This window comes from Streptomyces sp. NPDC059248 (assembly GCF_042753905.1).
Classification (GTDB): Bacteria; Actinomycetota; Actinomycetes; order Streptomycetales; family Streptomycetaceae; genus Streptomyces.
The window spans coordinates 65940-88211 of sequence record NZ_JBHYZV010000030.1; the positions used below are offsets into that span (position 1 = coordinate 65940).

Here is a 22272-nt window from a genome sequence, read left to right on the forward strand (position 1 = left end):
CTCGGGCACCTCCTTCACGTACGGGTCGCCGGGGGTCAGGGCTCGGGGGAGAAGTTCTGTGCGGCGGTCGCGACCGCGGCCTCGCGGACCACCTTCAGGCCGCCGGGGACCGAGGGGTCGGGCTTCATGATCACGGACTGGCGGGTCGAGGGGGCCGCCGGGTCGGAGAAGTCGTGGACGATACCGAATCCGCTGTCGAAGGCGGTCAGGGTCAGCAGCGCCTTGTTGACGCCCTCCCGGGTGAGGTTCTTGTCGGCGCAGGCCTTCTTCAGCACCTCGCCGTACAGGGCCGCGGAGGTCCAGCCGGCGACGACGCCGTTGTCGAGGCTGTCGTCGGGATAGGCCGCCTGATAGTCCTTCGCCAGCTTCGAGGGGGCCGGATCGGGGGCGCCGATGGGGAGTGTCGACGCCGCGACGTAGTAGTCCTTCGTCAGGGCGGGTCCCGCCTGGGTCTTCAGCAGCTGGGGGGCGAAGGCGGAGTTGTTGCCGACGACCGGGACGGCGAACCGCAGGGCCGCGGCGACCCCGACCAGCGAGGCCGCCTGGCGAGGGCCCGTGCTGAGGACGATCGCCTTGACACCGGCCTTCTTCAACGCCGCGACCTGCGCCGACATATCGTTGTCCGTGGGCTTGATCTTCTGCTCGACCACGGTGAGGCCCGCTTCCCGCGCCGCGTGCCGTGACCCGGCCAGGGCGTTCTCGCCGTAGTCCCCCTCGAAGTAGACATGGCCGATCCGGTCCCCCTTCGCGATCCGCTTCCCGGCGAGCAGGAAGTCGATCGCGTTGATCGTCTCGATGTCGTACGTCGCCCCGACGACGCGGATGTACGGGCTGCCCAGCAGCGACGCCGACCAGGCCTGGGGCAGTACCAGGCCCTTGTCCTGGCCGTCTACGCGCTGTTTGGCGGCGGCGACGAACGGCGAGCCGATGAACTGGGCGAAGCCCAGCACCTTCGACTCGACCTCCGTGTAGGCGGCGAGCGCCTTCTGGGGGTCGTAGCCGTGGTCGCGGACCGTGAGGGAGATCTGGCGGCCGCAGACACCGCCCGCGGCGTTGGTCTGCTTCGCCCAGAGCTGCTGGGACTGGGTGACGCTCTTGCCGAGCGACGCGTAGACACCGGTCAGATCGGTCAGCACGCCGAGCGGGATGGTCTTGTCGGTGACCCCGTCCCCGGTGCGCACGCCTCCCGTGGCCTTCTTGCCGTCGTCGTCGCTCGCCTTGTCGCTGCATCCGGACACGCCGACGGTGAGGGCGAGGGCGGTCACGACCGCCGCGCAGATCCTCGGCCTTGGGTTCATGTCTTCCTCTTCCCGGTCGTGGTGGGACGGGTGATGCCGCCCGGCAGGAAAAGCACCACCGCGACGATCGCGGCGCCGTACAGATAGCGGGACGCCTCGCCCGGCGCGATCCCGCCGCCCGTTCCGGGGGAGGAGACCAGTGGGAGCGCGTCGCTGTAGCGGGTGAGGAGTTGCGGCAGCAGGGAGACGAACGCGGCGCCCGCGACCGCGCCCCGGACCGTCCCCAGACCACCGATGACGATCATGGCGAGGTATTCGAGGGAGAGCGTCATCCCGAAGTAGTCGGGGACGGAGTGCTGGAAGGCGAGGGCGATCAGCACCCCCGCGAGTCCGGCGTACATCGACGACAGGACGAAGACGGCGGCCCGGTAGCGGGCCACCGGGACACCCATCACGCCCGCCGCGACGCGATGGTCCCGGATGGCGTTCATGGCCCGCCCGGGACGGTCCCCGAGCACGCCGCGGGCGAAGAGCGCCCCGGCGGCCAGGGCGAGCAGGGCCACGTACCAGAGCTTCTCGGACGACTGGAAGGGGACGGCGGCGATCGTGGTGACGCTGTCGTCGAACTCGTACCCGAAGAGGGACAGCGGAGGGACGGGCCGTCCGTTGAAGCCGCCGGTCAGATCGCGCGCGTTGAACAGCACATGCTGGCCGATGAAGATCAGCGCGAGGGTCGCGATCCCGAGGTACGCGCCCCTCAGCCGCCCCGCGATGGGGCTGAACAACCCCCCGGCCACCCCGGCGAGCACCACGGCGAGGACCACGGCGAGCGCGGTGGGCAGGCCGAGGCCGGTCAGCCGGTGTCCGTTGGCGGTGGTGGAGTCGCTCGCGAGGACGGTGTAGCCGTAGGCGCCCACGGCGAGGAAGAAGGCGTGTCCCATGGAGAGCTGTCCGGTGGCGCCGGTGAGCAGATTGATCCCGATCGCCCCGATCGCGGCGGCCATCGCGAAGATCCCGGCCTGCAGCCAGAACCGGTCCAGGTAGAAGGGGAGCGCGAGCATCAGGATGCCGCAGACGGCGGTGACGGCGATCCGTGTCAGATGCGGTGAGGCGTACGGGCCGCGGAGCGCGAGGGCCCGCCGGGGTGTGGTCCCGGGGTCAGACACGGGTCGGCTCCTTCGTCCCGAAGAGGCCCGCCGGACGCAGCAGCAGGACGGCCACCATCACCAGATACGGCGCCAGGTCGCCGATGCCCCGGCCCAGGAAGGCCAGATCGCTCTGGTAGCCCGTCGCGAGGGATTCCGTGACCCCGACGATCAAGCCGCCGGCCAGGGCTCCGGTCGTCGAGTCAAGGCCGCCGAGGATCGCCGCCGGGAACGCCTTGAGGGCGGCGAGTGAGGTGGAGCGTTCGAGTCCGGGGGTCGGGAAGACGGTGAGGAAGAGAGCGGCGACCGCGGCGAGCGCGCCCGCCACCGCCCAGGCGGACAGCGACACCCGGCCGAGCCGGATCCCCATCAGGGCCGCCGTCTGCGGATTCTCGGCGGCCGCGCGCATCGCGATACCCCAGGAGGTGTATCGGAAGGCCAGCAGAAAGGCGCCGATGAGTACGGCGGCGGCGCAGAAGGCCGCGATCCGGGTCTCCGCCATCGCCACGGATCCGACAGTGACCACGTCGTCTCCCCAGGGGTCGCCGAGCGTCAGGACGTCCGTACCGATACGCCGGGTCAGTTCGGTGATCAGGAGGATGTCGACGCCGATGGTGACGATGGCGAGGACGCTGTGGTCGCCGCCCCGGTAGCGGCGCATGACCAGGAACTCGACGCCGGCGCCGACCACGGCCGCGCCGGAGGTCCCGAGGGCGAGCGCCCACCAGAACCCGAGGTCGTCGTGGAGTGTCGCGGTGACATAGCCCCCCGCCAGCAGCAGCGACGCATGGGCGAAGTTGACCACCTCGGTGGCCTTGAAGATCACGACGAATCCCAGGGCGATCAGGGCGTAGACCGATCCGATGGAGACGCCGTTGACGAGGAGTTCGAGGAAGGTCGTCATGTCCCCGCCCCCAGATAGGCGCGGATGACGGCCGGGTCGTTCTGTACCTCGGCCGGGGTGCCTCCCGCGATCCGGCGTCCGAAGTCGAAGACGGTCACCTCGTCGGCGAGCCGCATCACCACCCCCATGTCGTGTTCGACCAGCACGATGGATATGCCGAGGCTGTCGCGCACCCCGGCGATCACGGCCGCCGTCCGCCGCCGTTCGTCGGCGGTCATCCCGGCCACCGGCTCGTCCAGCAGCAGCAGTTCGGGTTCCATGCAGAGCGCCCTGGCCAGCTCGACGAGTTTCTGGCGGCCGTACGGCAGCGATCCGGCGGGCTTCGCCAGATCGTCCTCCAGGCCGACGAAGGCCGCGATCTCCCGGACCCGTTCCTGGTGGCGGCGGGCCTCGCGGGACGCGGACGGCAGCCGCAGTCCGGCGGCCACGAAGCCGGTACGGGTGAGCCGGTGGCGGCCCAGCAGCAGACTGTCGGCGACGGTCGCCCGCGGCGGCAGGGCGATGTTCTGGAAGGTACGGGCGATGCCGAGGGCGGCGATCCGGTGCGGCGCGAGCCCCATCAGCTCCCGGCCGCCGAACCGGACGCTCCCGGAATCCGCCCGGTAGGCCCCGGACAGGACGTTGAAGCAGGTCGACTTGCCGGCTCCGTTGGGTCCGATGACGGCGTGGACCCGGCCGGGCCCGACGGTGAAGGAGACCGAGTCGAGCGCCGTGAGGCCGGCGAACCGCACGGTCAGCTCGCGGACCTCCAGCACGCTCACGCCGACCACCTGCGCAGAACGGGCCGGCCGACCGCCGCCCCGGCCGTGTCGGCCGCCGCGTCCTCGTCGACGACGCCCAGGTAGCGGCGGCGTACCTCGTCCGAAGCGGCCAGCGCGCTCGCCGTACCGGAGAGGGTGACCTCGCCGACTTCCAGGACGTACGCCCGGGAGGCCAGCCGCAGGGCCAGCGCCGCGTTCTGCTCCACCAGGAGGACCGAGGTGCCCGCCGCGTTGATCTCCTCGACGGCCTCCGCGATCCGTGCCGACATCAGCGGGGCCAGGCCCAGGGACGGTTCGTCGAGCAGGAGCAGCCGGGGGCGGGCCATCAGCGCCCGGCCCAGCGCCAGCATCTGCTGCTCGCCCCCGGACAGCAGCCCCGCGCGCTGCCGGGCGCGCCCGGCCAGGACGGGGAAGAGTTCGTGCACCCGGGCGAGGGACTCGGCGGCAGCCCGCCGGCCGCCGCGGGCGCCGAGGGCCCCGGCCCGCAGATTGTCGGCGACCGTCATCCGGGCGAACACCTGCCGTCCCTCGGGGACCTGGACGACGCCGGCCGCCACCATCCCGGCCGCGCTCAGCCGGTGGACCGGCCGTCCGTCGAGCAGGACGGAGCCCCCGGTCATCGCGCCCCGGTGGAAGACGAGGGTGCGGGAGATCGCCCGGAGCAGGGTGGACTTGCCCGCCCCGTTGCCGCCGAGTACGGCGACGACGGTTCCTTCGGGGACCTCGAGACTGACGTCCCGTAACGCCTGTACCGGGCCGTAGCCCGCGACCAGACCACGTACGTCGAGCGCCGCCATGGCTGCCTCCGTCGTCCACCGCCGGGTGTGGTCCCACACCTCAGCACCGGCCGGCGCCGCGGGTCCACGGCGGGGGGCCGAATCGCTGCCGATGACCAGTCGCGGGACGGCCGGACTGTGCAGGGGCACAACCGGTGCGCGGGGGCTGTCGCCGCCCGGCCGCCGGTGGCATCCTCACCACCCATGGGGGGCCGGAGAGCGCGTACCGATCGCGAGTGGTTTGTCCTGATCCGCTCCTCCGGGCTGCTCCTCGATCGATTACCGCGGCTCACGGACCGGCTGATGGGTGAACTCCTGGCCCATTCGGCGGAGTTCGACCGGGCCGTGCCGCGCGAGGAGCACTGGTTCCAGATCAACGAGGCGCTGCGGTACGGGATCGAGGCGATCGCCGCGTCGCGCACGGCCCCGCGCCGGGATCTGGAGTACGCCGAGGAGATCGGCAGGCGGCGGGCGGAGCAGGGGCTGCCGCTGGAGCTGCTGCACCACGCCTACCGGCAGGCGGGCTATCTCGTCTGGGACGAACTGCTCACCATCGTGGCCGAGGAGGATCCCGAGGCCCTCACGGTCCTGGCCCGTACCGCGGGCCAGATCTGGGCCGGGGTCGACCGGCAGACCGCGGCGGTCACCGACGCGTACCGCGCCACGGAGCGGGAGCTGCACCGGCGTACCGACGAACGGGCCCAGGCGCTGCTCGACGCGCTGCTGGAGGGCCGGGTGACACCGGGCCTGGCGGCGCGGGCCGCCGCCGGGCTCGATCTGCCGGAGCTGGGGCGGTACGCGGTGGTGGTGCTCAAGGTGGAGCGGCACGGCGGGCGGGAGCCGTTCCACCGGATCGCCGCGGCCCCGGGCCTGCGCTTCTTCTGGCGGATGCGTACCGACTGCGAGGTCGGGGTGGTCGCGCTGGACGACGGGGTGGACCCGCTTCTGCCCGCGGCGTTGCTGGGGAGCCGCTGCACCGGTCCCGGCGGGGTCAGCCCGGTGGTGGAGGGGCTCGCGAACCTGGGCCGGGCGCGCCGGCTGGCCGAGACGGCCCTGCGCACCTGCGCGCCGAATACACCCGGCATCGTCCGGCTCGACGAGCGTCTGCCGACGGCGCTGGTGGTCAGCCAGCCGGAGCTGGCGGAGCGGCTGGTCACCGGTGTGCTCGGGCCCCTGCTCGAACTGGACCCGGTGGACCGGGCGCTGCTTCTGGAGACCCTCGACGCGTGGCTGGAGTGCGAGGGGTCGGCGGGCCGGGCCGCGGCCCGGCTGTACTGCCACCGCAACACGGTCTTCAACCGGCTGCGCCGGCTGGAGCATCTGACGGCCCGCTCCCTGTCGCGCCCGCGCGATCTGATCGCCCTGACGCTGGCCCTGGACGCGCTGCGGCTCGCGCCGTAGGCCGTCCCCGAAGCGCCGCGGTCCAACCCGGCCGAACCGGAAGCCACAGAGTGAAGTTAATTTCACCTAACTATCGACAGGGGTTCTTCGACCTCTTGTTATGTGTGTTCTCCTCCTGAGATGGTGAATCATCGCTATCAGCATGAAACTTCTCGGATTCACTCGGGAGTGGTGTTGGCATGTATTTGACCCAGGCGTTGCATCGTGCCCTGCAGCAAGCGCCGGACCGTGCGATGACCGTCTGCGGTGATCGGGTCCGTACGACTCGGGAGACCGTGGACCGGGTGTCACGGCTCGGCGGGGGCCTGCGCGGACTGGGGGTGGCCGAGGGCGACCGGGTGGCCGTGCTGGCCCGGAACTCGGACCGCTACCACGAGCTGTTCTTCGCCTCGTGGTGGATCGGGGCCGCGGTGAATCCGGTCAATCTGCGCTGGAGCACGGCGGAGATCGTCTACGGTCTCGACGATTCGGGCTCGAAGGTGCTGCTGGTCGACGAGGCGTTCGCGAGCCTCGTCCCCGAGCTGCGGAAACGTTGCCCCCGGCTCACCACCGTGCTGTATTGCGGGGAGGGTTCCGCGCCCGACGGGACCCACGGATACGAGGAGCTGATCTCCGCCGCCGACCCCGTCGACGACGTACGCGCCGGAGGCGACGCCCTGGCCGCGCTGCTGTACACCGGCGGCACCACCGGCTCGCCCAAGGGCGTCATGGTCGGGCACCGCGGCCTGATGACGTCCACCCTGGGCGCGCAGGCCACCACCTCGGCGGCGGTGGCCGGCGGCACACTGCTCGTCTCCACACCGATGTTCCACATCGCGGCGCTCGTCGGCTGGATGGGGCAGATCATCGCCGGGGGAACGGTCGTCTTCCTGCCGTCCTTCAGCACCGAAGGCGTGCTCGAGGCCCTCGACCGCCACCGGGTCACCTCCATCGGGCTCGTCCCGACCATGATGCAGATGCTGATCGACCATCCGGCCGTCGGCCGGTACGACCTGGACAGCGTCCGGCGCGTCGGCTACGGCGCTTCCCCCATCTCCGAGACGACGCTCACCCGCGCCATGGAGGTCTTCCCCCGCGCCGAGTTCAGACAGCTCTACGGCATGACCGAGACCGCCGTCGTCACCGTCCTGGGGCCCGACGAACACCGGGCCGGCGGACGGCTGCTGCGCTCCGCCGGGCGCGCGGCGCCCCACTGCGAGGTCCGCGTCGTGGACCCCGACGGCTCCGAAGTCCCGCCCGGCCGGGCCGGAGAGCTGATCTGCCGGGGCGACAACCTCATGCTCGGGTACTGGAACAAACCCGAGGAGACAGCCGCGGTGTTGCGCGAGGGCTGGATGCACACCGGTGACGGCGCCACCATGGACGAGGACGGCTACGTCTTCATCACCGACCGCATCAAGGACATGATCATCACCGGTGGTGAGAACGTCTACTCCGCGGAGGTCGAGAACGCCCTCGCCCGGCATCCCGCCGTGGCCTCCTGCGCCGTCATCGGCGTACCCGACGAACGCTGGGGCGAGCGGGTGCACGCGGTCGTGGTGCTGAAGCCCGGGACCACCGCGACCCCGGCCGAACTCCGCGACCACACCGCGCGGTCGATCGCGGGCTACAAGACCCCGCGTACCGTCGAGTTCACCGACGCCCTCCCCGTCTCCGGCGCGGGCAAGATCCTCAAACGCGAGCTGCGCGCCCGGTATTCGGCACCGGGGGCGCCGTCGTCCTGATACGGCCGGGAGATGGCCGAGATCGGCCGGTCCGCACGGACGGGCCCGGTGACAGGACTCCGGTGGGCCCCTACGTTGTGACGCGACAGTCGACACGGGGGGACCGGATGAGACGACGGTGGGGAATGGGCGTGGCATCGGCCGCCGGGGCGGTGCTGTTGCTCGGGGGATGCAGCCAGCCGACGGACTACAGCGAGATCGTCACTTTCACCGATGAGCACGGCCGGGTCTGCACCGCGGCGGCGGTCGTCGACCAGGAACAGAACGAGGGCGACGACTACCAGATCTCCAGCCTCGACTGCGAGTATCCCCCGGAGGGCCGCACACCGGGCCCCACCCGCTACGCTCCCCTGCCGGAGCGCGGGTGACCGGCAGGGCCTCCGGGCCGGCTCGGGTTCGGCGAGCCGAGTATCGGAGCCGCAGGGCGAGTTGATCACCGGCGGGCGGGGGTGCGTAGGATCGCGGCATGGCTCTGCGACCCGTTCAGGTGAACATCAAGGCTCTCGACAGCTCGGCGGTGGGCCGGTTCTGGGCCGAGGCGCTCGGCTGGAGTGCCTACAGCCCCGGTGTGACGACATACGTCGGACCCGCCGGCGGGCTCGTCTGGCCGGACCCGGTCTTCGTCGGCGTCGACGTCGTTCCCGTCCCGGGCGCCAAGACGGCGACGAAGAACCGGGTGCACCTCGATCTCGCCACCACCTCCGCGGCCCATCAGGCGGAGCTGACCGCGCGTCTGAAGGCTCTCGGCGCGACACCCGTCGACGTCGGCCAGGGCGATGTGCCCTGGACGGTTCTCGCCGATCCGGAGGGCAACGAGTTCTGTGTGCTGGAGCCCCGGGAGGCCTACCGGGACACCGGGCCGATCGCCACGGTGGTGGTCGACTGCGTGGACCCGCGGGCCATGGCCCGGTTCTGGGGCGAGGCGATCGACTGGACCCTGCACGAGGTGACCGACGATCACGCGGTGATGCGCTCCGCCGGGGGTGTCGGCCCCTATCTCGAATTCCTCCGCAAGCCGGAAGGGAAGATCGTGCCGGACCGGGTCCATCTCGACCTGATGGCGTATCCCGGTGACGACAAGGCGGCGGAGGTGGCCCGGCTGCGGGCCCTCGGCGCCACCGATCTCGACCTCGGCCAAGGCGATGTGTCGTGGACGTGTCTGGCCGACCCGGAGGGCCATGAGCTCTGCGTCCTCGCTACGTCGTGACGGGTTCCGCGCCCCGGACATGACGGTGTCCGTCTCCCGCCGCGGCTGATTCCCGTCCTTCCCGGAGCGTCTTCCGCGACAGCGCGCCCCGGGCCGTCAGAAGAGGTCGTGGCGCGGGTAGCGGGCGAGGTCGTCGATGATGCGGCGCAGCCACGGGGCGGCGGCCGGCAGTCGGGTCAGGGTGCGCCGGAACTCGTGGCCGTCGGCCCGGAACAGCCAGCCGGGGTGGGGTGGCGGCGGGTCGTCGCGGAGGACTCCGGCGGGCAGAACGCCAGTCCACCGCGCGCGGCGGACCCGCGGGCGGCGGGTGGACCGGCACGATGAGGACGGCCGCGTCCGGGTCGCGGGCGGGCCGTCCGGGTCCGGCCAGGACGGCGCCGGGGTCTCGGCGCCGCCCTGGCCGGACCCGGGGCGGTCAGACGTCGATCTCCCGCAGCAGTACATCGTCGGCGTCGTACAGTTCCAGACCGAAGCCGTCCAGGCCGAACCGCGAGAGCAGTGCCACCAGGGTGTCGAAACGCGCCGGGTCGATCACACCGTTCAGCAGGGTCCGGGGGCCGCCGTGGTCGCCGGGGTCGAGTTCGACGCGGCACCAGGCCGTCTCGACCTCGTAGCCGTGCCACGACGAGGAACGCGACCGCCAGCCCGCCCGGACGAACCACCGGGCCACCTCCGCGGTATCGGGGCGCCCTACGAGCGCTCCGCAGACGTAGAACCCGGCCTCGTCGCACGCGGGGTCGAGGGCCGGGCCCTCATCGGATATGTCTTCCATCCCCGCATTATGCGGAGACGAGGTGCTCCACGGGCATGAGCACGGACACGAGCACGGGCACGGTTTCGGGGCAGGTCATGGGCGCCCCGGAACCCCGGGCGGGTTTGGTCCCCGCCGAACCGGGAACTCAACATATCGGGGCAAAAGGCATCTATGCCGAGGAGTGACCATGATCGTCCTTGGTGTCATCCTGCTCATCGTGGGTCTGATCACGGGCCTGAACATCCTGTGGACCATCGGCATCGTGCTCGTGGTGATCGGGATCATCCTGTGGGTCCTCGGCCTCATGGGCCACGCCGTCGGCGGCCGCAACCACTACTGGTAGCGACCCGGACGCGCGTCTCCACAGCCCCTCCCCGCGCCCCCGGGGCCCTGTCCGACCCGATCCGCCGGATCGGACCCCGGCATCGGGGACGTTTACCCCCGGGCCGGACGGGCACCCGGCACACGTACCGGCACCCGCCATCGAACGGGTGCGCAACGCGCCATCCCCGGAAGGTGGGTGTCATGGCCAAGGACGAGAAGGCACGGGCGAAGGCCCAGGAACTCAAGGGCAAGGCCCAAAAGGCGGCCGGCAGCGCGGTCGGCAACGACCGGATGGCGGCGAAGGGGCGCGCCAAGCAGGCCGAGGGCGACGCCCGGCAGGCGAAGGAGAAGGCCAAGGACGTCTTCCGCGGCTGATCCGCATGTCATCGAATCCGCGTGTCATCGAGGAGTCCGCTCGCGCGGCGGCTCCTCGGGTGCCGGGTCCCCCGCCGGGGCCCCGGCGCCGCCGGTGACACCCACCGCCAGCGCCAGGCCGCCGAGAGCCGCGGCGCTCCACAGCAGCGCCGTGATCCCGGCGCCCTCCACGACGGCCCCGCCGAGGAAGGCGCCCAGGGCGATCGCGGCCGTGAAGACGCCGACGTAGACACCGGTCACCTGCTCCACGCGGTGGGGCGCCGAGCGGGTCATCCAGATCTGGCCCGCCACCGAGAGCCCGCCGTACGTCAGCCCCCACAGGGCGACGCCGGCGCCCGTCGGGCCCGCGGTGGAGCCGACGAGGGCCAGCAGCGCCATCGACAGGGTGATGCCCGCGGTCAGGGCGAGGACCGTGGCGCGTGGGCGCCGGGCGGCCAGGGCCCCGGCGGCGAAGTTGCCGATCAGCCCGAAGACTCCGTACAGCAGCAGCACGAAGGCGACGGTGCCCGGGGCGAGGCCGGTGCGCTCCTCCAGGACCGGCCGGATATAGGTGTACGCGGCGAAATGCGCGGTGACGAGGAGCAGGACCAGGACCAGACCGACCACCACCGGGCGGCGGCGCGGCGATGACGCCCGGGCGCCCGTACCCGCGGCGTCCGCGGGGTCCGCGGGGCGCGGCAGGCCGGGCAGGCTCAGCAGCAGTCCGGCGGCGAGCAGCGCTCCGAGAACGGCGAGGCCGGTGAACGCGGCGCGCCAGCCCACGGCGTCGCCGACGACGGTGCCGAGGGGTACGCCGACGACGGACGCGGCCGCCACCCCGCCGACGGTGACGGAGACCGCGAGCGCGCCGTCGCGGGGGCCGACGAGCCGGGGCGCGACGGCTGAGGCCAGCCCCCACACCGCGCCCATGCCGACGCCCAGCACGATCCGGGCGGCGACGAGCAGGCCGAAGCCCTGCGCCACGGCGGTCAGGGCGTTGCCGACGGCCAGGACCACCATCGCCAGCGCGAGTACCACGCGCCGGTCGCGCGCCCCGAGAAGGCGGGAGACCGCGGGGGCGGTGACGGCGGTGACGAGACCGGTGACGGTGAGGCTGAAGCCGGTGGCGCCGGGGCCGATCCCCAGCCCGTCCGCCATCGGGGTGAGTACGCCGATGGGCAGCATCTCCGAGGTCACCACCACGAAGGTGCTGAGGGCGAGGACGAGGACCGAGACCCACTGCCGGGGTGTCGTCCGTGGCGAATCTGGTCCGGTGCGCGGGACCGGTGGCTGCGAAAGCATGTGTCCCAACCAAGCAGCGGGTACCGGCCGGAACAACGGCGATCTTCTCAACGCTCGATCAGTGGGGGTTATCGATGCGGGTCACCGAAGGAGGAAGCCGTGAACCAGGTCCATGTCCAGGAGATCGAGTGCCTGCTGGTACTGGCCGAGGAGCTGCATTTCGGCCGGACGGCGGAGCGGCTCGGCTGTGCGCAGAGCCGGGTGAGCCAGCTCGTCGCCGGGCTCGAACGGCGGGTCGGGGTGCGGCTCGTCGACCGCACCAGCCGGAGCGTGGCGCTGAGCCGCTTCGGCGTCCAGTTCGTGGCGGAGGTCCGGCCCGCGTACCGGGCGTTGGCCTCGGCGCTCGACCGGGCCCGCGACCGGGCCCGCAGCGGCACCCTGGACCGGCTGAGGATCGGCTTCCACGGCGGTCTCTACGGTGAGGTCACGGAGGCGTTCCGCCGGCTGCGCGTCGAGCACGAGGTGGCGCTGGTCCTGGTCGGGATCCCGCTCGGTTCGCCCTTCACGGCGGTACGGGACGATCGGGTCGACGCCGCGGTCGTGGAGCTGCCGGTGAGTGAGCCGGGGCTGACCACCGGCTTCCGGTTCCCGCCGCAGGACCGGCTGCTGGCGGTGGCGGCCCGGCATCCGCTGGCGCGTGCCGGCCGGGTGCACGTGGAGGAGCTGGCGACGCTCGACGTCCTGCGTCCGCTGGGTGACGCGCCCGACTACTGGCGGGCGGCGCGGGTGCCGCCCGCCACGCCGGGCGGCCTGCCGATCCGGTCCGGTACGGGGATCTCCACGGTCGAGGAGGGGCTGACGCTCGTCGCGGCGGGTGACCACGGCATGCTGGTCTGCCGCCCGCTGGCCGAGCGCGCCACCCGCGACGACGTCCGGTATCTGGGGATCGACGGTCTCGACACACCGTCGCAACTGGGGCTGGTACGGCGCGCGGACCGCGCTTCCTGGCAACTGGACGCGCTGGAGCGGCTGTTGGCGGAGGAGTTCGGCCGGGCGTCCGCCACGGAGGTCGCGGAGGTGGCGGAGGTCGTGGAGGCCCCAGAGGTCGTGGAGGCCCCAGAGGTCGTGGAGGCCCCGGAGGTCGCGGCCTGAGCCGCCGGGGGCCGGAAGGAGCGTCCCCCGACGATCGTCGAGACGCGATGGCAGGCGCGCTCGTCACACGGTACGGTCCTGCCGACGCGATGTGCCGAGAACGGGGAGACCGGTCGTGACCGAAGCCGCGAGTGCCCTGCGCAGAACGCTGAGACGGCTCGACGAGCTCGTCGAGGAACACGGACTGGACCCGGGGGACGTCGTCGACGTCGCGGAGATCACGTACCGGACCGGGATATCCGGGCGCCGGATCCGCTTCCTCCTCAAGGGGGGCGCCGCGTCGTGGGACGACGACGTCGACGCGCGGGTACGCGGACGGGTGCTGCACCTCTACCAGACGCGGACGGAGCGCAGGCCCGGCGATGTGGCGGCGGTGGCGGGGAAGCTGGGGGTCGGTACCGTCCGGGCCCAGCAGTTGCTGGAGGGGCGGAAGACGCCGAACATCGTGCACGGCCAGGCGCTGACGGAGCACTTCGGGGTGGACAACGACTTCCTGGTCGCTCCCGCGACCCAGTTGCTGAATCGTTCCCTCCTTCCCGTGGTGGAGCGGCTGTCCCGTCAGGTGCCCGATCCCATGGCCCAGCTCATGGAGCGGCTCGGGGTGACGTCGGTGTCGTTCCGGGGGAACGAGCTGACGATGCCGCAGCGGGCGGCCGTGGCGCAGATGCTGGAGGCGATGCTGAAGTCGAACACGCGGGAGGACGACGCGTAGCACGGCACCGCGGGTGGGTCCGGCGGTCGAGCCCGGCCGAGTGGGGCCGCCCGATTCCCCGGGCGGCCCCGTCCCGCGTCCCCCGTCCCCGTCCCCCGTCCCCCGTCCCCCGTGTCGGCGTGAGCCCTACGCGGGCCGGATGATCTTCCGGCCCGTGGTGCTGCCGCCGTCCACCGCGACCGAGGCTCCCGTCATGTACGGGAAGTCGTCGGACGCGAGCCCCAGGACCGATCGGGCGATCTCCTCGGGCTCCGCCATGCGTTCGAGGCCGGGCACGTTGAGCGGCCCGAACGCCACCTTGAAGCGGGCCCAGTCGGCGTCGGAGAGGCCCGGCGGCCGGACGAGCCGGGTGTCGGCCGTACCCGGCGCCAGCGTATTGATCCGGATGCCGACCGGTCCGTACGAGAGCGCCGCGGCCTTCACGATCCCGTGCACCGCCCGTTTGCTCGCGGCGTAGGCGGCGCCGTCGGGGCGGGTGAGTTCGGAGGTGGAGGACCCGGTGCAGATGATCACCCCGCGGCCCGCCGCGAGCATATGCGGGATCTCGTACTTGAGGGCGAGGAAGACCCCACGGGCGTTGGTGTCCATGATGTCGTCCCACTGTTCGGCGCTCATCTCGTGGGGCACCGCGCCCCCGCCGATCCCGGCGTTGTTGAACGCGATGTCGAGCCCGCCGTAGCGGGCCGCCACCCGGTCCGTGAAATCGCGTACCTGGTCGGCGCTGCGGACATCGGCCCGGATGTAGACCGCCTCGCCCCCGGCGTCGCGGATCTCCCGCTCCACCTGGCGGCCCGCGTCGGTGCGTCGGCCGCAGAAGCCGACCCGGGCCCCGGCCGCGGCGAAGGCGATCGCGGTGGCCCGGCCGATGCCCGAGGTGCCACCGGTGATGAGTACGGACCTGCCCGCGAACCGGCGGTCGGCGCGCCCGGTCCGGCCCGCCGCCCGGGCGGTGCCGGTGCCGGTGGCGGCGGTGGCGGCGCCCAGGGCCCCGAGTCCGGCGGCACCGAGAACGGTACGGCGCCCGGGGGAACGTGATGATGCGTCATTCGGATTCTTCGTCACACGGAGCACTCTCCCGGTCCGGCACCGGCCGTCGCCTCCCCCGGCGGGCCGGACCCGCGGCCTCACGGAGGATCCGGCCTCCTCCCCCGGCAGGAGCCGGAACGCGGTCGCGCCCGCCTATCGTGGCCGGGTGAACCGACCACGGACGGAACTCGTCGTCGACCGGCGCTTCGCCACGGCCCGCGTGCTGGTGTACGCGGCCGTCCTGGTCGGCAACTTCCTGGTGCGGCAACCGCCGTCCGGTGCCCGGGACCGGTGTCTGGCCGCGGTGGCGCTGCTGCTGTGCGCCGTCGTCGTACGGTGGCCCCCGGCCGCCCTGGTCGCGCAGTCGGGCCTGCTGGTGACGGCCCACGCGCTCGGTTCGGGCGTGGTCACCTCGGTGAAGGTACTGGCCGCGGTCACCCTCTTCGAGCTGGCGATACGCCGGCAGGGGCGGGTGCCCGTTGCGGGCGGCGTCCTCCTGGCGCTCGCGGTCGGCGCCAACCGGTTCGGCGATCTGCCGGGACAGCTCCTCCCGGTGCTGTTCAAGGCGGCCGTCGTCGCGGGGCTGCCGCTGCTGCTGGGCTCGTACATCCGGCTGCTCGGCGACGCGGCACGGCACGCCCGCGAGCAGGCGGAGCAGCAGGCGCTCAGGGCCGAGCAGGAGGTGATATCCGCGCGGGCCGCGGAACGTACCGCCGTCGCCCGGGAATTGCACGATCTGGTGGCCCACCATGTGTCGTCGATGGTGCTGCGCGTGGGTGTCGCCCGGCATATCGTCGCAGGCGCGGCGGCCGGTCCCACGCCGTCGCCGGGCCCCGGGGGCACCGACCCGCGGATCGTCGCGGTCCTCGACGATCTGCACGACAGCGGGCGGGCGGCGCTGGCCGATCTGCGGCGGCTGGTCGCCGTGCTGCGCGCGCCCGGTGCCGCGCCGCACCACGACGCGTCGCCGGTCGCCCGGGGGTCGCTGCCCGTCGCGCTGGACGCGGTGGTGGAGCGGGCGGGCGGAACGGGGCTGGTCGTCGCCTCCGCCGTGGACCCGGCCGTCGCGGAGCTGGACGCCGTACGGGCCCTGGCCGTGCTGCGCCTGGCGCAGGAGGGGCTCGCCAACGCCGCGGCGCACGCGGGCCCCGGGGCGCGCGCCGAGCTGACGGTGCGGATGGCGGACGATGTCGTACGGCTGACGATCCATGACGACGGCGGCGACGGCGGCGGCGAAGGCGACGAAGGCGGCGGGCGGGCCGGCCCACCGGCTCCGGGGCCCGGCGGGCACGGTCTGGTGGGGATGCGGGAGCGGGTCGGTCTCCTGGGCGGTCGGCTGACGGCGGGGCCCTCGGGCCGGGGCTGGCGGCTGACGGCCGAACTGCCCGCCGTACGGACCGTGACGGGGGTACGGGGATGATCCGTGTCCTGGTCGTCGACGATCAGCAGCTGGTACGGATGGGGCTGCGCATGCTGTTCGAGCAGGCGCCGGATCTGGAGATCGCGGGCGAGGCGGAGGGCGGGGCCGAGGCGGTACGGCTGGCGGGGCGGCTCGCGCCCGATGTGATCCTGATGGATCTGCGGATGCCGGGTGTGGACGGTGTCACGGCCACCCGCCGGATCGTCGCCGACCGGCCGTCCAGCCGGGTCGTGGCCCTCACCACCTTCGACGACGACGATCATCTGTATCCGGTACTGACCGCCGGGGCCTGCGGTTTCCTCGTCAAGGACACCCCTCCGGCGGAGATCCTCACCGCTGTGCGCCGGGCCGCGAGCGGGGAGAGCCCGTTCAGCCGGGACGCCTTGGCCCGCCTCGTCGCCCGGGCGGTCTCGGCGCCCGCCGGGGGTCCGGATCCCGGTCTGCCGGGTCCGGCGGTCACCCCGCGCGAACGGGAGGTCCTCGGTCTGGTCGGGGCCGGTCTTTCCAACCAGGAGATCGCCGACCGGCTGCATCTGGGCGTCACGACGGTCAAGACCCATGTGGCGAGCCTGATGGCGAAGACGGGCCGGGACAACCGGATCAGGCTCGCCGTCCTCGCGGTGGTCAGCGGCGTCGTGCCGGACTGACGGGCCGTCGGCGGCCCGGGGCCGCCGGTTCCGTCCGTCCCGGGCGTCCCGTCCGTCCCGGGCGGTCACTCCGGGTCGGGCAGACCGTCCAGGAACTCCGCGAGGATCGCGTCGAAGACGTCGGGCCGCTCCATGTTCGGGTAGTGGGCGGTCCCTTCGACGGTGGCCGTGCGGCTGTTCGCGACCTCGGCCGCCAGTCGGCCGGCCATCCGCAGATGGTCCTCCGAGTCGAGGCCGCCGTTGACCGCCAGGACCGGGACGGTGACGCCCGGCAGCCGCTCCCAGGTCCTGGTCACCGGGGTCGCCCGTACCGGCTCGCCCGTCATGTGCGTGGTCAGGGTGTGCCATGCCATCGCGCGCAGCGCGTCGACGACCTCGGGCGCCACATCGGCGAGTACACGGTACGGACCGGCCGCGAAGTCGAGGAACCGTTCGATCCCGGCCGCGGCGTCACCCGCTGCCATCAGCCGCTGGACGTCCGCCAGGACCCCGGTGGTCCACGGGTCGCGGAGATCCAGCTCGCTCGTGCCGACGCCGCTGACCACCACGGCCCGTACGAGCGCCGGATGCTCCAGCGCCGTATCGACGGCGACCCCGCCGCCCAGGGACAGGCCCACCAGGACGGCCGGGCCGCAGTCGAGCCGGCGCAGGAGCGCGGCCACGTCGTCGGTGTGGCGGAAGGGCCGGGTGTGGTGGGCGGAGCCGCCGTGTCCGCGGAGATCCGGTGCGATCACCCGGTGGGAACGGGCGAAGGCCTCGATCTGCGCCTCCCACATCGCGCTGTCGAGGAAGCCGCCGTGCAGCAGCACCAGCGGTTCGCCCGTACCCCGGTCGCGGTGGGCGAGGACGACGCCGTCCCCGGTCGGGAGGTCCTGGGGGCCGGGGCCGGTACGGGAAGGTCCGTCATTCATGACACCCAAGGTGTCATCTTCGATGAAGAATGACAACCAAGGTGTCATCATGGTGGGGTGACGAAGACCGTGCGGCCACTGCCCCCCGATGAACTCGCCGACCGACTCGCCGATGTGCTGGGGCTGTCCGGGGTCCTCTACCGCCGGGTGCTGCGGACCGTGGAACGGACGGCTCCGGCCGGGGGCCCTTCGGCCGGGGTCAGGGCCGTCCTGGACCTGCTGCTGCGACAGGGCCCCCTGAGCGTTCCGCGGATGGCCCGCTCGCAGGCGCTGAGCAGGCAGTTCGTCCAGCGGATGGTGAACGAGGCGATGGCCGAGCGGTGGGTGGAGTCCGTATCCAACCCGGCGCATCGGCGGTCCCCGCTGATCCGGCTGACGGCGGCGGGCCGGACGGCGCTGACCGAAGTCACCGACCGCGAGAAGGAGTTCCTCCGGCGGGCGGGGGGTGAGCTGACCGGGGCGGAGATCGACGCCTGTGCGAAGGTGCTCGGCCGGCTGCTGACGCTCTTCGACCGGGCGGACGGCGGCGAGCGCGAGCACTGAGCCCGGTCCGAACGGCCGTTCGGACCGGGCTCGGCCGGGGGTGTCAGCCCATGGCCTTCTTCAGGGCCGTCGCCGCGTCGCGGTAGACGGTCAGGAGATCGAGGTCGTCGCCCGGGTAGTTGACGATGTCGACCTCCTTCGCGCCCGAGTCGGGCAGGACGGTCCCGGTGGACATATGGGCGTTGTCGAGGACCAGGGCCGGCTTCTTCGCCGTGAGCCCGGAGAGCTGTCCCGGGGTGACCGCCTCGGGTCCGAAGGTTCCGACGGTGGTGACCCCGGCCATGACCGCGGCCCAGCGGCTGAATGCGTGGCTGACGGCGTTCGGGCTCCGGCCGTCGGGCCAGGCGGCCTTCAGACCGTCGCGCAGGGTCGCGTACTCGGTGTCGAAGGTACGGTTCCACGCCGCCGCGCCCTGCTCGGTGCCGAACTTCCCGGCCAGCCGGGCCACCTCGGCCTTCACGTTGGCCGGGTCGTTCTCCAGGGCCACTTCGACGAGTTCGGCCTTCGACCCCGCGGCCTCCTTGATCTTCTCGGCGTACGGCTCGAAGGGCGCGTAGAGCACGAAGTCCGCCTCGGCCACGGCCACGAGGTCGGAGGGCTTGGGATCGTAGTCCGGGGCGTGGTGCACGGACTGCGGGACGATCACCTTGATGTTCTCGGCTCCGGCCGCCTTGGCGAAAGCGCCCTCCCAGGTCGTGGTCACCACCACCCGTGGCCCGCCCTTCCGCTTGCCCTCCCCGGCGTCGGAGGTGTCGTCGGAGCCGCAGCCGGCGACCGCGGTGAGCGCGGCGCTCAGTGCGAAGACTGAGACGACACGGCCGACGCGGCCGACGCGGCCGGCGGGGCGGACGCGGTGGAGGGGGAAACGGACGCGGGTGCGCGCCATGAGCGGATTCTCCGTTCGGGTACGAGGTGGACCGCGAGGACGACGACGCCCGCGGTCAGGACGAGGACCGGGCCCGGCGGCCAGTCCAGCCAGAGGGCCAGCAGGAACCCCGTCAGATTGACGGTGACCCCGATGGTCACCGCCCATACGGTGATGGAGGTGAGCGATGTCCCGAGCCGCCGGGCCGCGAGGGCGGGCAGCAGGGTGAGCGCGTCGACCAGCAGGGCGCCGGTGAGTTTGATCGCCCCGGCGACGGAGATCGCCACCAGGACCAGCAGGACCAGGGTCAGGGTCCGTACCGGCACTCCCGAGCACTGGGCCAGTTCCCGGTCGTGCAGCAGCAGCGCGAGGTCGCGGCGGCGCCAGACGAAGAGGGCGGGCACGACGACCGCGAGCACCCCGAGGAGGACCAGATCGGCGGTGCCGACGGAGAGGATGGAGCCCCAGAGGAGGGCGAACGCACCGGAGGCGTTGACCCCGGAGACCGCGAGCAGGAGCAGGGCGGCCGCGATCGCGAGACTCATCAGCAGCCCCATCGCGCCCGAGAGGCCGCTGGGGCTGGAGGCCAGCGGCGCGACCCCGGCACCCGCCAAAGCGCAGGCGACCAGCGCGCACACCATGGGATCCAGGCCCGTCAGCAGGCCGATGGCGACGCCGAGCAGGGCGACGTGCATCATCGCGAACCGTACCGGCATGATGTCGAGGCCGACGATCACCACTCCGATGATCGGCAGGCCGACGGCGGCCAGCAGCAGGCCCGCGCCCGCCCGCTGGACGGGCAGCAGTTGGAGGAGGGCCCCCACGTCGGCGGTGGCGAGAACGGTCACCGGACCTCCCGCAGCTGCCCGGCGGCCATCTCCAGGACGCGATCGCACCGTTCGGCGAGGGCCCGGTCGTGGGTGACGACGACCAGCGTCACGGGTAATCCGGTGAGAACGTCCGCCGCCTCGTCCTGGCCCGCGAAGTCGAGGGCCGCGGTGGGCTCGTCGGCGAGCAGTACCTGAGCCCCCGCCGCCGCGCAGCCGATGGCCCTGGCGAGGTACATCCGCTGCAACTGTCCGCCGGAGAAGGTGTGCAAAGGCCGGTCCAGCAGCTCCCCCACCCCCAGGCGCCCGGCCGCCTCCTCGGCGTCACGCGTCCCGCCGCCGCTGGCCAGCAACTCCTTCCCCAGGAGGGGGAACCGGCCGGCCGCCGGTTTCTGCGGGATCCAGGCACAGGCGCGCCGCCGCCAGGCCCACTCCGCCGGGGACACCGTTCCGCGTCCCCCCACGAGGACCGTGCCACTCGTCCGGCGGTGCAGTCCGAGCACGGCTCGCAGCAGGGTCGTCTTGCCCGATCCATTGGTCCCGGTCAGTGCCACGCGCTCGCCCGCGGCGATTTCCAGGTCGACCTCGTCCACCGCCGTCGTCCGGCCGTGCCGACAGGTCACCCCCCGCATATGTACGTCAAGCCCGCCCATCTCACACCTCTCCGCGACCCGTGGTTCCGCCCCGGTGGCGGGACCACGGCTGCCTCTTCACCGGGCAGTAGTCGGAGGGGGTGGCCGGGAAGTTCCCGCACGTCGGCGGAGAACTCCCGAAGCGGACGCGGTACGGGCGGCGGGCGTCGGGGTTCTTTCGTCGCCGCGGCCGGGCGGCGGGCGGACGAGGCGCGGGGGCCGGGGGGCGGGCAAGGCGCGGGAGCGGTCGGGGGCGGGGGCCGTCGCGGGACGGGTCAGCCGGCCGGGTCGCCGCCGTCCCGGGGCGCGCCCTCCGTCGCGGCGATCAGCCGGGCGGGCCGCATATCCGTCCACACCGCCTCGACGTACTCCAGGCATTCCTGTCGCGGACCCGGCGTCCTCGCCACGGCCCAGCCTTCCGGTACGTCCACACCTGCGGGCCACAGGGAGTACTGGCCCTCGTCGTTGCGCAGGACCGCGTAGTCGGTGTCCTCGGACTCGAATGGGTTGGTCACATCTACTCCTTCGCCTCGGCCGCGTGCCGCCGGATCGACGCCGAGACTAAGGGTCCATACCTCTGCCGGTGAACCTCCTCCCGGCGTACTTCCGGACAGTACGGGCCGATCGGAGGAGAGGGGGCGGCTCCCGGCTCTCCTCCGATCGGAGTAGTTACAGGGCGACCGGAGCGGGATATCCCCGGCGTGGCGGTCCCCTCCCATCGACGGAGAACGGTCGAAGTCTCACCAGTGGGATGATTTACAGTTTTCAGGTCTCCCGTTTACCGTTCCTTTGAACATGGATCTTGGCCCGACAACGCCGACGCCGGGCCGGAACGAGGCGGGACACATCCCCGAGGAGTGTCGTTCCCCCCGCTTCGCCATGCTCCGGTGACAGCCCAGAAGTTCCTGCACGCCCCGCTCCGGGTGGCCTCGGCCGAGACGGAACGCTTCATACGGGAGAGCTGTACATCATGACGAGCCAACAGGAATCCCCGACTTACCGCGAGAAGCTTCTGTGCGACCTCTTCGCCGAAGTGCTCGATGTTCCGGAGGTCGGTGTCCACGACCGCTTCTTCGACCTCGGCGGCGACAGCATCAGTGCCGCGGAGCTCGTCGCCGCCGCCCGGAACGCGGGGCTCGCCTTCACCCGCCGCGAGTTGTTCCTCGACCCGTCGCCCGCCCGGCTCGCCGGCGTCGTACGCGAGGTGACGCCCGCGCCGGCCGGCGCCGACGGCATACCCGCCGGGAATCCCGCCGATCCGCGTCCGGGTCGGCCCGCCGACCCCGCACCCGCGGAGACTCCGCTCGTCTCCCTCTCCGAGACGGACCTCGACGAGATCGAGCGCCGCCTCCGCTGACCTTCAGGCGCCCTCCGGATCGTGACCACAGGTCCCCGGGGCGTATCGAGCTGCTCGCTCCCGATACCCGCCGACGGCACCGGTACGGGATCGAGTCCTTTTCCGTGCATATTGCAACCGTCTTGGGCGGAGCCTGCCCTTTTCACGGGGCGGCGCCGGGCCCGCCGCCGCCCCGGATACCGACACCGACACCGGACCGACACCGGCATCGGGACCTACAGGGAGTCATTTTCATGGAGCGCTCGTTCAAGGATGTCCTGCCGTTGGCGCCGTTGCAGGAAGGCCTGCTCTTCCACGCCCTCTACGACGAAGAATCCCCCGACATCTACATCGTCCAGATCACCCTCGAA

Annotated in this window: 25 protein-coding genes; 12 read left to right on the top strand and 13 right to left on the bottom strand. The window is 72.5% G+C overall.

The window, feature by feature from the left end:
* Positions 1-35 precede the first annotated feature (35 nt).
* The 5 genes from ACFXG1_RS15470 to ACFXG1_RS15490 are packed head-to-tail and all read right to left on the bottom strand — an operon-like array spanning position 36 to position 4845.
* Positions 36-1298 carry an ABC transporter substrate-binding protein gene (locus ACFXG1_RS15470; protein ID WP_384720332.1) on the bottom strand — a complete coding sequence of 421 codons (1263 nt, stop codon included), beginning with the start codon at positions 1296-1298 and terminating at the stop codon, positions 36-38.
* The gene (locus tag ACFXG1_RS15475; protein WP_384720335.1) at positions 1295-2338 is read right to left on the bottom strand and encodes a branched-chain amino acid ABC transporter permease; all 1044 of its coding nucleotides are present in this window, start codon (positions 2336-2338) and stop codon (positions 1295-1297) included. The genes ACFXG1_RS15470 and ACFXG1_RS15475 overlap by 4 nt, the downstream gene beginning before the upstream one ends.
* A gap of 58 nt (positions 2339-2396) precedes the next feature.
* Positions 2397-3287 carry a branched-chain amino acid ABC transporter permease gene (locus ACFXG1_RS15480; protein ID WP_384742824.1) on the bottom strand — a complete coding sequence of 297 codons (891 nt, stop codon included), beginning with the start codon at positions 3285-3287 and terminating at the stop codon, positions 2397-2399.
* Complete coding sequence (locus ACFXG1_RS15485) at positions 3284-4048, bottom strand: ABC transporter ATP-binding protein (protein ID WP_384723536.1); 765 nt, start codon at positions 4046-4048, stop codon at positions 3284-3286. Before ACFXG1_RS15485 ends, ACFXG1_RS15480 begins: the two co-directional genes overlap by 4 nt.
* On the bottom strand, positions 4045-4845 hold the full coding sequence (locus ACFXG1_RS15490; protein WP_384742827.1) for an ABC transporter ATP-binding protein: 801 nt from the start codon (positions 4843-4845) through the stop codon (positions 4045-4047). Before ACFXG1_RS15490 ends, ACFXG1_RS15485 begins: the two co-directional genes overlap by 4 nt.
* Before the next feature lie 183 nt (positions 4846-5028).
* Between ACFXG1_RS15490 and ACFXG1_RS15495 the strand changes: the two genes are divergently transcribed.
* The 4 genes from ACFXG1_RS15495 to ACFXG1_RS15510 all read left to right on the top strand — a co-directional run bounded on the left by ACFXG1_RS15495 (position 5029) and on the right by ACFXG1_RS15510 (position 9156).
* A complete protein-coding gene (locus ACFXG1_RS15495; RefSeq protein WP_384742830.1) occupies positions 5029-6225 on the top strand; it encodes a PucR family transcriptional regulator in 1197 nt (398 codons plus the stop codon).
* Positions 6226-6404: 179 nt separating this feature from the next.
* Positions 6405-7949 (top strand): long-chain-fatty-acid--CoA ligase, encoded by a 1545-nt coding sequence (locus tag ACFXG1_RS15500; protein ID WP_384720612.1) that lies wholly within the window; start codon positions 6405-6407, stop codon positions 7947-7949.
* A 125-nt stretch (positions 7950-8074) separates the two neighbouring features.
* A complete protein-coding gene (locus tag ACFXG1_RS15505) occupies positions 8075-8317 on the top strand; it encodes a hypothetical protein (RefSeq protein ID WP_384720615.1) in 243 nt (80 codons plus the stop codon).
* 98 nt (positions 8318-8415) lie between these two features.
* On the top strand, positions 8416-9156 hold the full coding sequence (locus ACFXG1_RS15510) for a VOC family protein (RefSeq protein ID WP_384720618.1): 741 nt from the start codon (positions 8416-8418) through the stop codon (positions 9154-9156).
* Positions 9157-9571: 415 nt separating this feature from the next.
* On the opposite strand, the gene ACFXG1_RS15515 is transcribed toward ACFXG1_RS15510, so the two are convergent.
* Complete coding sequence (locus ACFXG1_RS15515; protein WP_384724364.1) at positions 9572-9928, bottom strand: hypothetical protein; 357 nt, start codon at positions 9926-9928, stop codon at positions 9572-9574.
* 169 nt (positions 9929-10097) lie between these two features.
* On the opposite strand from ACFXG1_RS15515, the gene ACFXG1_RS15520 reads away from it, so the two are divergent.
* Both ACFXG1_RS15520 and ACFXG1_RS15525 read left to right on the top strand, forming a co-directional pair.
* The gene (locus ACFXG1_RS15520) at positions 10098-10253 is read left to right on the top strand and encodes a DUF6131 family protein (protein WP_384724362.1); all 156 of its coding nucleotides are present in this window, start codon (positions 10098-10100) and stop codon (positions 10251-10253) included.
* Positions 10254-10435: 182 nt separating this feature from the next.
* Entirely contained in the window at positions 10436-10609 is a 174-nt protein-coding gene (locus ACFXG1_RS15525; protein ID WP_384742835.1) for a CsbD family protein, read from the top strand.
* A 24-nt stretch (positions 10610-10633) separates the two neighbouring features.
* Here the strand turns inward: ACFXG1_RS15525 and ACFXG1_RS15530 are convergent, their stop codons facing one another.
* Entirely contained in the window at positions 10634-11890 is a 1257-nt protein-coding gene (locus tag ACFXG1_RS15530) for an MFS transporter (protein ID WP_384742838.1), read from the bottom strand.
* A gap of 99 nt (positions 11891-11989) precedes the next feature.
* Between ACFXG1_RS15530 and ACFXG1_RS15535 the strand changes: the two genes are divergently transcribed.
* Positions 11990-12982: a LysR family transcriptional regulator gene (locus ACFXG1_RS15535; RefSeq protein WP_384742841.1), complete on the top strand. Its 993-nt coding sequence runs from the start codon at positions 11990-11992 to the stop codon at positions 12980-12982.
* 115 nt (positions 12983-13097) lie between these two features.
* Positions 13098-13694 carry a hypothetical protein gene (locus ACFXG1_RS15540; RefSeq protein ID WP_384742844.1) on the top strand — a complete coding sequence of 199 codons (597 nt, stop codon included), beginning with the start codon at positions 13098-13100 and terminating at the stop codon, positions 13692-13694.
* A gap of 126 nt (positions 13695-13820) precedes the next feature.
* Here the strand turns inward: ACFXG1_RS15540 and ACFXG1_RS15545 are convergent, their stop codons facing one another.
* Positions 13821-14756: an SDR family NAD(P)-dependent oxidoreductase gene (locus ACFXG1_RS15545; RefSeq protein WP_384719262.1), complete on the bottom strand. Its 936-nt coding sequence runs from the start codon at positions 14754-14756 to the stop codon at positions 13821-13823.
* A 130-nt stretch (positions 14757-14886) separates the two neighbouring features.
* On the opposite strand from ACFXG1_RS15545, the gene ACFXG1_RS15550 reads away from it, so the two are divergent.
* Together ACFXG1_RS15550 and ACFXG1_RS15555 are read left to right on the top strand one after the other, a co-directional pair.
* Positions 14887-16140, top strand: a complete 1254-nt coding sequence (locus tag ACFXG1_RS15550) for a sensor histidine kinase (RefSeq protein WP_384719264.1) — start codon at positions 14887-14889, stop codon at positions 16138-16140.
* Positions 16137-16787, top strand: a complete 651-nt coding sequence (locus ACFXG1_RS15555; RefSeq protein WP_384742849.1) for a response regulator — start codon at positions 16137-16139, stop codon at positions 16785-16787. The genes ACFXG1_RS15550 and ACFXG1_RS15555 overlap by 4 nt, the downstream gene beginning before the upstream one ends.
* A 65-nt stretch (positions 16788-16852) precedes the next feature.
* On the opposite strand, the gene ACFXG1_RS15560 is transcribed toward ACFXG1_RS15555, so the two are convergent.
* A complete protein-coding gene (locus tag ACFXG1_RS15560) occupies positions 16853-17698 on the bottom strand; it encodes an alpha/beta fold hydrolase (protein WP_384719268.1) in 846 nt (281 codons plus the stop codon).
* A gap of 57 nt (positions 17699-17755) precedes the next feature.
* On the opposite strand from ACFXG1_RS15560, the gene ACFXG1_RS15565 reads away from it, so the two are divergent.
* Positions 17756-18241 (top strand): MarR family winged helix-turn-helix transcriptional regulator, encoded by a 486-nt coding sequence (locus ACFXG1_RS15565; RefSeq protein ID WP_384742853.1) that lies wholly within the window; start codon positions 17756-17758, stop codon positions 18239-18241.
* A gap of 43 nt (positions 18242-18284) precedes the next feature.
* Here ACFXG1_RS15565 and ACFXG1_RS15570 read toward each other — a convergent pair whose 3' ends face one another.
* From ACFXG1_RS15570 to ACFXG1_RS15585, 4 genes are all read right to left on the bottom strand, one after another.
* On the bottom strand, positions 18285-19127 hold the full coding sequence (locus ACFXG1_RS15570) for an ABC transporter substrate-binding protein (RefSeq protein ID WP_384742857.1): 843 nt from the start codon (positions 19125-19127) through the stop codon (positions 18285-18287).
* Positions 19034-19954, bottom strand: a complete 921-nt coding sequence (locus ACFXG1_RS15575; protein WP_384723882.1) for a metal ABC transporter permease — start codon at positions 19952-19954, stop codon at positions 19034-19036. The genes ACFXG1_RS15570 and ACFXG1_RS15575 overlap by 94 nt, the downstream gene beginning before the upstream one ends.
* The gene (locus ACFXG1_RS15580; RefSeq protein ID WP_384742860.1) at positions 19951-20586 is read right to left on the bottom strand and encodes a metal ABC transporter ATP-binding protein; all 636 of its coding nucleotides are present in this window, start codon (positions 20584-20586) and stop codon (positions 19951-19953) included. The genes ACFXG1_RS15575 and ACFXG1_RS15580 overlap by 4 nt, the downstream gene beginning before the upstream one ends.
* Before the next feature lie 254 nt (positions 20587-20840).
* Positions 20841-21080 (bottom strand): MbtH family protein, encoded by a 240-nt coding sequence (locus tag ACFXG1_RS15585; RefSeq protein ID WP_384717408.1) that lies wholly within the window; start codon positions 21078-21080, stop codon positions 20841-20843.
* Positions 21081-21535: 455 nt separating this feature from the next.
* Between ACFXG1_RS15585 and ACFXG1_RS15590 the strand changes: the two genes are divergently transcribed.
* Positions 21536-21922, top strand: coding sequence for a phosphopantetheine-binding protein (locus tag ACFXG1_RS15590; protein WP_384717405.1), 387 nt, complete (start codon positions 21536-21538; stop codon positions 21920-21922).
* Positions 21923-22272: the final 350 nt, after the last annotated feature.

Excerpts from the sequence above, each read along its gene's own strand:
- ACFXG1_RS15505 (WP_384720615.1), top strand. The coding sequence starts at position 8,075 with ATGGGCGTGGCATCGGCCGCCGGGGCGGTGCTGTTGCTCGGGGGATGC.
- ACFXG1_RS15555 (WP_384742849.1), top strand. The coding sequence starts at position 16,137 with ATGATCCGTGTCCTGGTCGTCGACGATCAGCAGCTGGTACGGATGGGG.
- ACFXG1_RS15510 (WP_384720618.1), top strand. The coding sequence starts at position 8,416 with ATGGCTCTGCGACCCGTTCAGGTGAACATCAAGGCTCTCGACAGCTCG.
- ACFXG1_RS15525 (WP_384742835.1), top strand. The coding sequence starts at position 10,436 with ATGGCCAAGGACGAGAAGGCACGGGCGAAGGCCCAGGAACTCAAGGGC.
- ACFXG1_RS15500 (WP_384720612.1), top strand. The coding sequence starts at position 6,405 with ATGTATTTGACCCAGGCGTTGCATCGTGCCCTGCAGCAAGCGCCGGAC.
- ACFXG1_RS15560 (WP_384719268.1), bottom strand. The coding sequence starts at position 17,698 with ATGAATGACGGACCTTCCCGTACCGGCCCCGGCCCCCAGGACCTCCCG.
- ACFXG1_RS15490 (WP_384742827.1), bottom strand. The coding sequence starts at position 4,845 with ATGGCGGCGCTCGACGTACGTGGTCTGGTCGCGGGCTACGGCCCGGTA.
- ACFXG1_RS15470 (WP_384720332.1), bottom strand. The coding sequence starts at position 1,298 with ATGAACCCAAGGCCGAGGATCTGCGCGGCGGTCGTGACCGCCCTCGCC.
- ACFXG1_RS15570 (WP_384742857.1), bottom strand. The coding sequence starts at position 19,127 with ATGGCGCGCACCCGCGTCCGTTTCCCCCTCCACCGCGTCCGCCCCGCC.
- ACFXG1_RS15480 (WP_384742824.1), bottom strand. The coding sequence starts at position 3,287 with ATGACGACCTTCCTCGAACTCCTCGTCAACGGCGTCTCCATCGGATCG.
- ACFXG1_RS15530 (WP_384742838.1), bottom strand. The coding sequence starts at position 11,890 with ATGCTTTCGCAGCCACCGGTCCCGCGCACCGGACCAGATTCGCCACGG.
- ACFXG1_RS15590 (WP_384717405.1), top strand. The coding sequence starts at position 21,536 with ATGACGAGCCAACAGGAATCCCCGACTTACCGCGAGAAGCTTCTGTGC.
- ACFXG1_RS15495 (WP_384742830.1), top strand. The coding sequence starts at position 5,029 with ATGGGGGGCCGGAGAGCGCGTACCGATCGCGAGTGGTTTGTCCTGATC.
- ACFXG1_RS15520 (WP_384724362.1), top strand. The coding sequence starts at position 10,098 with ATGATCGTCCTTGGTGTCATCCTGCTCATCGTGGGTCTGATCACGGGC.
- ACFXG1_RS15515 (WP_384724364.1), bottom strand. The coding sequence starts at position 9,928 with ATGGAAGACATATCCGATGAGGGCCCGGCCCTCGACCCCGCGTGCGAC.
- ACFXG1_RS15580 (WP_384742860.1), bottom strand. The coding sequence starts at position 20,586 with ATGGGCGGGCTTGACGTACATATGCGGGGGGTGACCTGTCGGCACGGC.